9 protein-coding genes are annotated in these 11,002 nt (G+C 65.0%); 3 read left to right on the top strand and 6 right to left on the bottom strand.

What is annotated here, in order from left to right; translation table 11 throughout:
- Positions 1-132: 132 nt before the first annotated feature.
- Positions 133-1,140, bottom strand: coding sequence for an NAD(P)-dependent alcohol dehydrogenase (locus QGV54_RS16590; RefSeq protein WP_281019538.1), 1,008 nt, complete (start codon positions 1,138-1,140; stop codon positions 133-135).
- A 182-nt stretch (positions 1,141-1,322) separates the two neighbouring features.
- Positions 1,323-1,760, bottom strand: a complete 438-nt coding sequence (locus QGV54_RS16585) for a MucR family transcriptional regulator (RefSeq protein WP_281019539.1) — start codon at positions 1,758-1,760, stop codon at positions 1,323-1,325.
- A 319-nt stretch (positions 1,761-2,079) separates the two neighbouring features.
- On the opposite strand from QGV54_RS16585, the gene QGV54_RS16580 reads away from it, so the two are divergent.
- From QGV54_RS16580 to QGV54_RS16570, 3 genes are read left to right on the top strand one after another with little or no spacing between them, the layout of a single operon-like run.
- The gene (locus tag QGV54_RS16580) at positions 2,080-2,859 is read left to right on the top strand and encodes a class II aldolase/adducin family protein (RefSeq protein WP_281019540.1); all 780 of its coding nucleotides are present in this window, start codon (positions 2,080-2,082) and stop codon (positions 2,857-2,859) included.
- Positions 2,860-2,892: 33 nt separating this feature from the next.
- Entirely contained in the window at positions 2,893-4,224 is a 1,332-nt protein-coding gene (locus tag QGV54_RS16575; RefSeq protein WP_281019541.1) for an FAD-binding oxidoreductase, read from the top strand.
- Positions 4,221-5,552 carry an MATE family efflux transporter gene (locus QGV54_RS16570; protein WP_281019542.1) on the top strand — a complete coding sequence of 444 codons (1,332 nt, stop codon included), beginning with the start codon at positions 4,221-4,223 and terminating at the stop codon, positions 5,550-5,552. Before QGV54_RS16575 ends, QGV54_RS16570 begins: the two co-directional genes overlap by 4 nt.
- 154 nt (positions 5,553-5,706) lie before the next feature.
- Here the strand turns inward: QGV54_RS16570 and QGV54_RS16565 are convergent, their stop codons facing one another.
- From QGV54_RS16565 to QGV54_RS16550, 4 genes are all read right to left on the bottom strand, one after another.
- The gene (locus QGV54_RS16565) at positions 5,707-8,139 is read right to left on the bottom strand and encodes an FAD-dependent oxidoreductase (protein WP_281019543.1); all 2,433 of its coding nucleotides are present in this window, start codon (positions 8,137-8,139) and stop codon (positions 5,707-5,709) included.
- Between the two features lie 159 nt (positions 8,140-8,298).
- Positions 8,299-8,589: an antibiotic biosynthesis monooxygenase gene (locus QGV54_RS16560; protein WP_281019544.1), complete on the bottom strand. Its 291-nt coding sequence runs from the start codon at positions 8,587-8,589 to the stop codon at positions 8,299-8,301.
- Between the two features lie 107 nt (positions 8,590-8,696).
- The gene (locus QGV54_RS16555; RefSeq protein ID WP_281019545.1) at positions 8,697-8,996 is read right to left on the bottom strand and encodes a cytochrome c; all 300 of its coding nucleotides are present in this window, start codon (positions 8,994-8,996) and stop codon (positions 8,697-8,699) included.
- 234 nt (positions 8,997-9,230) lie between these two features.
- The gene (locus tag QGV54_RS16550; RefSeq protein WP_281019546.1) at positions 9,231-10,931 is read right to left on the bottom strand and encodes an acyl-CoA dehydrogenase family protein; all 1,701 of its coding nucleotides are present in this window, start codon (positions 10,929-10,931) and stop codon (positions 9,231-9,233) included.
- Between the last annotated feature and the right edge of the window lie 71 nt (positions 10,932-11,002).

Genomic DNA, 11,002 nt, shown 5'->3' with positions numbered 1-11,002 from the left:
CCGGGCTTGACCCGGGTACCCAGGAGTGCCGCTCCGGCGTGGGAGACTGGGCTCGCGGATCAGGTCCGCGAGCATCGTGAGGGTGGGGGCAGTCCCGCTGAACGCTCCCGCCCCCGCTGACGCAACGTCGGCTCAGACCTCGATCACCAGCTTTCCGAAATGGCTTGCGGCGCGCATGGTGTGGTAGGCGGCGCGGGCGTCCGCGAACGCGAAGGACTGGTCGATCACGGGCTTCAGGCCGTGGGTGGTGATGGCGCGGTTCATGTCGGCGAACATCGACCGGGGACCGACATAGATGCCGCGTATCGTCACCGACTTGCGCATGATCGCTGTCGGGCTCGCCTGTCCGGCGGCGCCGGTCAGAATGCCGATCAGGCCGATGATGCCACCGACACGCACCGCGTTCACCGACCGGTCGAAGGTGCCGGGGCCGCCGACCTCCACCACCCGGTCAACGCCCGTGCCACCGGTGAGGTCCAGCACCGCCGCATCCCAGTCCGGCGTGGTGCGGTAGTTGATGGTTTCATCCGCGCCCAGCGCCTTCATGCGCGCCAGCTTCTCGTCGGAGGAAGAGGTGACGATGGTCCGCACCCCCATCATCGCGCAGAACTGTTGTGCGAAGACCGAGACACCACCGGTGCCCAGCAGCAGCACCGTCTCCCCCGCCAGCACCGGTCGCGGCTGGGTCAGCGCGTGCCACGCGGTCAGCGCGGCGCAGGGCAGGGTGGCCGCCTCCGCATCCGTCAGGTGTGCCGGGGTCGGGATGACACCGCGTTCGGGCAGGATGACTTCCTCCGCCAGCACCCCCTGACGCGCGCCACCAAGTGCGGATGCCATTGCGGCGGCGCTGATCTCCCCGGCGGTCCAGTCCTCGAAGAAGCAGGAGGTGACGCGGTCGCCTTCCTTCAGGCTGACGCCGGGACCGACAGCGGTCACGACCCCGGCCCCGTCCGAGTTCGGTACGGTGGGGAATGGCAGTTTGCGGGTAATCGGATCCTCGATGGTGCTGAGGTCGCGATAGTTGATCGAATTGGCACTGATCTTCAGCCGGACCTCGCCGGGGCCGGGCGTCGGCGTTGGCCGTTCCGCCAGGTTCAGCGCATCGACGCCGTCACCGCAAATGATTTCCCAGGCTCGCATGATGACTGTCCGATCTGCATGAGGTGTTGATCTGTTGTGGCCGGGAAGTCTGCCGCCTGTGAAACAGGCGATCAAGCCGTGCCCGGTTTCGTCCGGAGCCGGCGAGACGCAGAACGGGCCGCACCATCACTGCGATCACAGTGCGGGACGGCCCGTCCGGCAGATCAGGTTGCCTGAAGCGATCAGGCGCGGCGACGACGGCCCCCGCGGCCCAGGCCGATGGCCTTTGCCATCTCGGCCCGCTTCTCGGCGTAGCTGGGTGCGACCATCGGGTAATCCGACGGCAGGTTCCACTTCGCGCGGTAGTCTTCCGGCGACATGTTGAAGTTGGTGCGCAGATAGCGCTTCAGCATCTTCAGCTTCTTGCCGTCTTCCAGACAGATCAGATAGTCCGGGGTGATGGAGCGACGCACGGAGACAGCCGGCTTCTGCTTCTCGGCCTCCGGCTCCGGCTCGGAGGTGCCTGCACCGGCCAGGGCGGTGTGGATGCGGTTGATCAGTTCCGGCAGTTCATCGGAAGCGACAACATTGTTGGAAACATACGCGGCGGTGACCTCTGCGGTCATTTCGAGCAGATCATGCTGCGTGGTGGCACCATTCTCAGCCGTAATCGATGCCATGGCGGCAACTCCTGTTTGCAATTCTCAGAACTTGAATCGTCTCGATGATCGCTCCGGACCAAGGATTCGAGCCGCAATCTAGTCATTTACGAGAGAAATGAAAGTATTTCCTGAAGGAATCATGAATTTATTGAACAAGTAAATCAGAATACAGCCCGCGATGGTTGGTCGCATCACGTTCGATTACACTGTCAGAATGTCGCACATCAGAGAGAACGATGGTCAGGCGGACATTGCCAAATGGCGGCAGATAAATTGCCAATCGTCCACCGTCACATGGTAAGTTGCCGCAACGGTATTTCAGACGGAGGCAAGTATCATGGCTGATGGTTCAAGGCCAGTTTCTTCAGTTCGGGCCAACTGCAGTGATGCGGAATGGCAGGCGCGACAGTCGCTTGCGGCCACCTATCGCATCTTCGACCATTTCGGCTGGTACGAGCTGATCTTCAATCACATCACCCTGCGGGTGCCCGGTCCGGAGCATCATTTCCTGATCAATCCCTACGGACTCTGGTACCGGGAGGTCACGGCCTCCAACCTGGTCAAGGTCGATCTGGACGGGAACATCATTGGGGACAGTGAGTGGGGCATCAACCCGGCGGGCTACGTGATCCACTCCGCCATCCATGCAGCACGCGAAGATGCGCATTGCGTCATGCACACGCATTCCACCACGGGTGTGGCGGTGGCCTGTCAGGCTGCGGGGCTGTCCCGTGACAATTTCTATGGCGCGATCATCGGCGACCGGGTCGCCTATCACGACTTCGAAGGTGTAACCTGCGACGCGGATGAGAAGACAAGGCTTGTCGCCAACCTGGGTGAGAAGAACTACATGATCCTGCGCAGTCACGGGCTGCTGACCTGTGGCCATACCGCGGCGGCGGCGTTCCAGCGCATCTGGACCCTGCAGAGGGCCTGCGATGTCCAGATGATGGCCCAGCAGAGCGGGCAGCCGATCATTCCCGTGACACAGGCAATCGTCGACCGTTCCCAGGGCGTCATGGACAATTTCGAAGGTGAGGGCGCGACGGCGGCTGACCGGATCTTCGAAGCGCTGGTGCGGGAGATCGATCGGAAGGATACTTCCTGGCGCGACTGATTCTGCAGATCTGCCCGGGAACTTCGAACCGAAATGACGACATCCGCCCGCCTGAAGCTGGCCGACGACCTGGTCTTCCGACCCTGGTGGTGGGATGCCCGCAAGCGCCATGCGCCGCCTGAACCGGAGATGCCCGCCCGTGCCGATGTTGCCATTGTCGGTGGCGGCTACACCGGTCTTTCCGCCGCACTGACCGCGGCGCGCGGTGGCGCGAAGGTGGTTGTCTTCGATGCTGAGGATCCCGGCGACGGCGCCAGCACCCGCAACGGCGGCATGGTGGGCGACCGGCTGAAGCCATCCTTTCCGAAGCTGGAAAAGACCTTCGGCAGCGAACGCGCAAAGGCCCTGATGGCGGAGCCCGCGAACGCGGTCGACTATGTCGAGCGGCTGATCCTCGACCTGGGCATCGACTGCGACTTCGGGCGGATGGGGCGGTATTACCCGGCGGTCAATCCGGCACATTTCCGGGCGATGGAGACCGCGCTGGCGGCGGAGCAGGCGGCGCGCGGGGACATTGGTGCGACAATGGTCAGTGCGGAGGAGCAGGCGCAGTTCCTGGCCAGCCCGCTCTATGCCGGGGGGCGGGTGCAGTCCCGAACCGGCGGCCTGCACCCGGCGAAGTTCCACGACGGCCTGATGGATGCGGCCCGCAACGCCGGGGTGACCGTGCTGGCGCGGACCGCCGTGCTGGGACTGGAGGAGGAGGATGACTTCATCCGCCTCGACACGGGTCTCGGCTATATCAATGCCGACCGGGTGCTGATCTGCACCAACGGCTATACCGGCAACCTGCAACCCGACCTGCAGCGCCGCGTCATTCCCGTCACCAGCGCCATCGCGGCGACGGAGGAACTGGACCCGGCCCTGGTGGAGCGGCTGATTCCCAGCGGGCGGATGATCACCGACAGTTTCAACCTGCTGAACTATTTCCGGCCCAGCCCTGACGGGCGGCGCATCCTGCTGGGCACGCGCCCCGGCCTGTTCGCCGCGAAGCAGGGGCCGCGGCTGGCGCAGTACATCGGCAATCGCATCGGCCAGATCTTTCCTGAGCTGGATGGCACGCGGATCACCCACTGCTGGTGGGGCAAGGTGGCCTTCAGCTTCGACCATTTCCCGAAGATCGGGATGGATGAACGGATCGGCCATGCGCTCTGCTACGGCGGCTCGGGCGTGGCCATGTCGGTCTGGCTCGGCCACAAGCTGGGGCAGAAGGCACTGGGTGACCTGGCCGGGCGGACAGCCTTCGACGACATGGCGTTTCCGGGGCGGTTCTACTATCGCGGGTGGCCCTGGTTCCTGGGGCCGGCGATGGCCTGGTACGGCCTGCAGGACCGCATGGCGGGCCGCTACCGGCGGGCGGCGTGAGCGGCACGGACCGGGCGACACTGATCCGCGTCTGGCACCTGGCCTGGCCCGTGATCCTGTCGAACGTCACCACGCCCCTGCTGGGCCTTGTCGATACGGCGGTCGTCGGCCGTCTGCCCGGACCGGAATATATCGGCGCGGTCGCCATCGGTGCCGCCGCCTTCACCGGCATCTTCTGGATGTTCGGGTTCCTGCGCATGGGCACCACGGGGTTCGTGGCGCAGGCCATGGGCGCGGGCGACTTCACCGAGGTGCGGGCGATCCTGGGCCGCGCCATCCTGATTGCGGTGCTGTTCGGTGCCCTGCTGGTGACGCTGCAGCAACCGCTCTGGTCCGGGGCGATCCACCTGCTCGACCCCAGCGCGACCGTGCAGGGTCTGGCGGAGCAATATTTCTCCATCCGTGTCTGGACCGGGCCGGCGGCGCTGGTGAACTACGCCCTGCTGGGGTTCTTCATCGGCATGCAGCGGCCCCGGCTGGCGCTGGCGATCCAGATCTGGCTGAACGGGGTGAACATCGCGCTGGACCTGCTGTTCGTCGTGGGGCTGGACATGGGGGTTCCGGGCGTCGCCTGGGCAACCCTGATCGGTGAATATTCAGCGGCGATCCTGGGTATCGTTGTCGCCCTGCGGGTGCTGCGCCCGCACGGGGGGCGGTTCAACTGGCCTGCCATTCTCGATCCCGTGCAGGGCAGGCGGCTGCTCAGCGCCAACTTCGACATCTTCGTGCGCACGGCCTGCCTGATCATCGCCTTCTCCTGGGCCACCCGTGTGGGCGCCCGGCTGGGGGATCTGGCGCTGGCCGCCAATGCGATCCTGATGCAGATGGTGCACCTGCTGGCCTACGGTCTGGACGGCTTCGCCTTCGCGGCGGAGGCGCTGGTCGGCGGGGCGCTGGGCGCGCGCAGCCTTGGCGCATTGCGGGAGGCTGTGGTTGCCAGCACGATCTGGGCCCTGATCGTCGCTGTCGGCGTCGCGATCATCTATCTGGTTGGCGGCCCCCTGCTGATCGCCGTCATGACGGACCAGCCGGATGTCCAGGCGACCGCAGAGGCGTACCTGTTCTGGATCGTGCTCTATCCGCTGCTCGCGATCTGGTGCTACCAGCTGGACGGCATCTTCATCGGTGCGACCCAGACAGCGGAGATGCGCAATGCGATGATCCTGTCGCTCGGGGTCTTCGTCGTGGCGATCCTGACCCTGCCGGACATGTTCGGGAACCATGGCCTCTGGGCTAGCCTGAGCATCTTCAATGTCGCGCGGACGGTGACCCTGGGGGCGTACTACCGCCGGATCGAGGTACGGGCCGCCAGATCGCAGCCAGCCTGACGCGAAACCGGTCAACTGCCTGTTTATTGTTCATTTCGGACCCTGATGCCGTCCGTCGGAGGGGAGGTCGGCCGCAAAGGAAAACCCCGCCGCCCCGGGGAGGTGGGGCGACGGGGCTGTTCGCGCCGACGTCATTCTGGGGAGGAGAGAGCGGTCAGGCGCGAAGGTGCGTATTCTCCGGATCAAACGGGCTTTCATCGAGAACTGTAATTCGGTGCATCCGATCCAGAATTCTCATTTCAAGTTCCGTACCAGTTTTTGCCAGGTCGGGGCGCACCATGACCATGGCGAGTGATTTTCCGGTGCGTGGTCCATAGTTACCCGATGTTGCCCGCCCCACCAGTGCCCCGTCCAGATAGACCGGATTGTTGCCGAGTGCGTCGGCATCGGTCACATCATGGACCTCGACTGTTGCAAAGGCGTTGCTGAAACCGCGCTGCTGCCACTCCACCAGGGCGTCACGTCCGATGAACTCGCCCTTGTTGGGATGCACGAAACGGTCGAGACCGGATTCGTAGGCCGCATACTCGATGGACAGTTCCGTGCCGACCATGCGGTAGGACTTCTCGATCCGCAGCATGTCCATGGCGCGGATGCCGAAGGGCTTCAGCCCCAGGTCCTGCCCGGCGTTCCACAGCGCGTCGAAGATGTGGTTCTGGTACTCGATCGGGTGATGCAGTTCCCAGCCCAGCTCGCCGACGAAGTTGACGCGGCAGGCCAGCGCCGGGGCCAGCCCGACGTCGATCTGCTGGGCGGTCAGCCAGGGGAAGGCCTCGTTGGAGAAATCGGCATCGGAGACCCGCTGCATCAGATCGCGCGCCTTCGGCCCGGCGATCACCAGCACACCGTTCTGGTTGGTCATCTGGTCGTAACGGACGGAACCGTCGGCCGGCATGTGCTGCTTCAGCCAGTCGTGATCCAGGCGCTGGTAGGCACCGGCGGAGACCAGGTAGAAGCTGTCGGATGCCTCGCGGACCACCGTGAACTCGGAGTGCACGCCGCCACGGGTGTTCAGGGCATGGCAGAGGCCGATGCGCCCGACACGCGGCAGGCGGTTGGCCAGCAGGTTGCGCAGGAAATCCAGTGCGCCGGGGCCGGAGATGCGGCACTTGGCGAAGGCGGTCATGTCGAGAATGCCGACATTCTCCGCGACATTCAGCGCCTCGTTCTTCACATGCTCGAACCATTTGGAGCGTCGGAAGGACCAGTCGTCTTCCTGCGGGACACCTTCCGGTGCGAACCAGTTGGCGCGCTCCCAGCCGAACTTCTGGCCGAACACGGCGCCCAGATCCTTCAGGCGGTCGTAGCAGGGGGCAGTGCGCAGCGGGCGACCGGCCTCCCGCTCCTCATCCGGGAAGTGGGTGACGAAGACGTTGGCGTAGGCTTCCTCGTTCTTCACCTTCAGATACGACTTCGTGGCGTAATCGCCATAGCGCCGGGGGTCGACGCCCAGCATGTCGATGGTCGGCTCCCCGTCGACGATCCATTCGGCGAGCTGCCAGCCTGCGCCGCCTGCCGCGGTGATGCCGAAGCTGTGGCCCTCGTTCAGCCAGAGGTTGGGCATGTCCCACGCCGGGCCGATGATCGGGCTGCCGTCCGGAGTGTAGCAGATCGCACCGTTGTAGACCTGCTTCACGCCGACCTCGCCAAAGGCGGGGACGCGGTAGATGGCGCTCTCGATATGGGGTTCCAGCCGCTCCAGATCCTCCTGGAACAGTTCGAACTCGGCGTCCGGCTTCGGGCCGTTGATGTAGCAGGCGGGGGCACCCTTCTCGTAGGGGCCGAGCAGCAGGCCACCGCGTTCCTCGCGCATGTACCAGGACGCGTTGGAATCGCGCAGCACGCCCATCTCCGGCAGGCCCTGTTCCTTGCGGGCCAGGATGTCGGGATGCGCCTCCGTGACGATGTACTGGTGCTCCACGGGGATCACGGGGATCTTCAGGCCCAGCATCTGCCCGGTCTGCTGCACGAAGTTGCCGGTGGCGGAGATCAGGTGCTCGCAGGTGATCTCGCCCTTGTCGGTGGTGACCTTCCACTCCCCGGACGCAGTGCGGTCGATGGCGGTGACGCGGGTCTGGCGATAGATCGTGGCACCACGCTGGCGTGCGCCCGTGGCAAAGGCCTGGGTCAGGTCGGCAGGCTGGACGTACCCGTCATCCGGATGCTGGATCGCGCCGATCAGATCGTCGGTGTTGCAAAGCGGCCAGATCTCCTTCACCTGCTTCGGGGTCAGCTGGCGCACATCGACGCCGATAGTCTCCGCCACGCCGGCATACTGCAGGTATTCGTCCATCCGCTCCTTCGAGGAGGCGAGGCGGATGTTGGAGACGCGGCGCAGGCCGACGTCCTGGCCGGTCTCTGCCTCCAGTTCGCCGTACTGGCGCACCGAGTACTTGTGGATCTGGCCGACGGAGTAGGACAGGTTGAACAGCGGCAGCAGCCCGGCCGCGTGCCAGGTTGACCCGGATGTCAGCTCGTTGCGCTCCAGCAACACGACATCGGACCAGCCCTTCTTCGCCAGGTGATACAGCGTCGAAACACCGACGACACCGCCACCGATCACCACCGCCCGTGCATGGGTCTTCATTGCACCCGTCCTCCGCCAGAAGAAGTCATGGCACGTTCATGCTCCTTCACCGTCACTGGCGCTACGCCGCCACCGACCCGCACTGACGCGCGCGCGACATGGCGGGTTCGACAGCGGCCTGTCAGCCGGACGATGGACGTCCGGCTGACGCGGGCCCGATCAGATGTCCATCATGCCCATGGTGCGCAGGATCGGCGGTTCCCGCAGGGCCTTGCCCATCTGGTCCAGGTCACCCCGTTCCTGCCGCCAGGCCATGTACTTCTTGTGATCGGCGGCGTCACGCCATTGCTCGTAGAGGAAGATGGTCTTGTTTTCCTCATCGATGGCGCCCTTCAGCGCCTCGCAGCCTTCGAACGCCTTCGTGTCGGGCAGGATCTTCGGAAACTCGGTGCGGAACGTCTCCCAGGCTTCGTCCTTGATCCTCAGTTCCAGTGTTACAACGGCTGACATGGTTCCCTCCCAGGTTGGCGCAAGACCGTGCCGGATCGGGCCGCGGTCCGCGCTGAAGCGACAAGCCTGCTGCCGTCACCGGATCGGTTCAAGCGAAACATTGTCGTTCAGCGGATGCCGTTGGCGCGCTGCAGGGTCCGGACATAGGCGATGATCTGACTCACCTCGGCTTCGGAAACGCCGGGTATCGGGGGCATGCTGCCAAACGACCAGTGATGCTGCCGCACGCCGTTCTTCACGGCCAGCACGAAGCTGGTGTCGGCATGGTGACCGGGTTCGTAGATCTTGTGGACCAGTGGCGGGCCACCCAGTCCGCCCCCGGCGTTGGCGCCGTGGCAGGCAACGCAGTTCCTGTCAAAGACGACCTTCCCGGATGCCGCCGCACCGGAAAGCTGGGGCACGGACACGTCAACCAGATGCGTCAGCGATTGTTAAGACGTACCGCCGCGAACCAGCAGCCAGATGACGGCACCGCCAGTCAGACCGGCCAGCACCATCACGATTATCAGACGTATCGGTGACATGGGAATCCTCCTTGACCTGCACAGGCGTGCAGTGTCGGGGTTCCTGTCACTGGAAGGTCAAGCGATCGGAAGCCGCTCGGCGTGGCGGTCTGGTTGGACTGCCACGCCGGCCGGTTGTCAGTTCGCGCCTTCGAGCAGTCGGCGGGCGATGACCTGGGCCTGGATCTCGCCGGCCCCTTCGAAGATGTTCAGGATGCGGGCGTCGCAGAGGATGCGGCTGATGTCATACTCCAGCGCGAAGCCGTTGCCGCCATGGCTCTGCAACGCATTGTCGGCATTGGCCCAGGCGACGCGGGCGCCCAGCAGCTTGGCCATCCCGGCCTCCAGGTCGCAACGGCGGCCCTCGTCCTTGGTGCGGGCGGAGAAATAGGTCAGCTGCCGCGCGATCATGGTCTCGACAGCCGCCCAGGCGACCTTGCCGTGGACACGCGGGAACTCATAGATCGGGCGATTGAACTGCACCCGGTCCTTGGCATAGCGCATGCCGGTCTCCAGCGCATTCTGGGCCACGCCGATGGCGCGGGCCGCGGTCTGGATCCGGGCGGATTCGAAGGTGGCCATTAACTGCTTGAAGCCATTGCCTTCCTCTCCACCCAGCAGGTTCTCGGCTCCGACCTCGAAACCATCGAAGCCCAGTTCGTACTCGCGCATGCCGCGATAGCCCAACACCTCGATCTCGCCACCGCTCATGCCCTCGGCGGGGAACAGGTTGCCGTCCTCGCCGCGCGGCTTCGGCGCGAAGAACATGGAGAGGCCGCGATAGCCGGGCTCATCCGGGTTGGTGCGGGCCAGCACCGTCATCACGTCGGCGCGGGCCGCATGGGTGATCCAGGTCTTGTTGCCGGTGATACGGTAGGTATCGCCGTCCTTCACCGCGCGGGTGCGCAGGGAGGCGAGGTCGGAGCCGATGTTGGGTTCCGTGAACACTGCGGTCGGCAGGATCTCGCCGGAGCAGATGCCGGGCAGCCAGCGCTGCTTCTGCTCTTCGGTACCGCCGGTCAGCAGCAGCTCGGCCGCGATCTCGGAGCGGGTGCCGAGGGAGCCGACCCCGATATAGCCGCGCGACAGCTCTTCCGAGACCACGCACATGGCCATCTTGCCCATGGCATGTCCGCCATATTCCTCCGGCACCGTCAGGCCGAAGACGCCCAGCTCGCCCATCTCCTTCACGACCTCGATGGGGATCAGTTCGTTGTCCAGGTGCCACTTGTGGGCGTGCGGGGCCACCTTGTCGTCGGCGAACTTGCGGAACTGGTCGCGGACCATGCCATAGGTCTCGTCCAGCCCCGGATCACCGAAATTGCCGGTCTCCAGTGCGTTGTCCAGCAGCGCGGCGATGCGCGCGCGGACGGCGGCGGTATTGCCGTTGAAGATCAGGCGGCGCACTTCCGGCGTGCCCAGGCGCTGCACCTGGGTCATGTCGATGTTCAGGTCCTGCGGACGCACGACCTCGCCCTGGTTCATCGGGATGCCGTTGCCGAGCTGTGCCAGATATTCGCCGTAACCGGCCTGCAGGATCAGGCGTTCCAGCTCGTTCAGCTTGCCTTCCTGGTCCAGCCGCTCGGCCCAGTTCAGCAGCTCGCGCAGGCTCTCGACATAGGTTGCGACCCAGGCGAGGCCGTGGCTGGCGTACTGGTTGACCTCCAGCAGCTTCGCATCGATCCGGCCCTCCTCGTTGCGGACCAGCCCGGCAACCGAGTTGATCGCGACCTGCTTGTAGCGGTCGGCGGCGTCCAGTGCGCCACGGCACAGGCGCAGCAGATCGGACAGGACGGGGGATTCGTCAGTGGCACTCAGGACAGGTGCGGAATCGGGCATGGTGGCCTCCCGTAATATATGCGGAATGAAGTGATGGCGGCGTTATAGGCCAGAGCCTGCGCTGAAGATAC

It is taken from the genome of Minwuia sp. IMCC3060, from assembly GCF_029909435.1.
Lineage (GTDB): Bacteria > Pseudomonadota > Alphaproteobacteria > Minwuiales > Minwuiaceae > Minwuia.
This window is presented reverse-complemented; position numbering and strand designations above follow the sequence as displayed.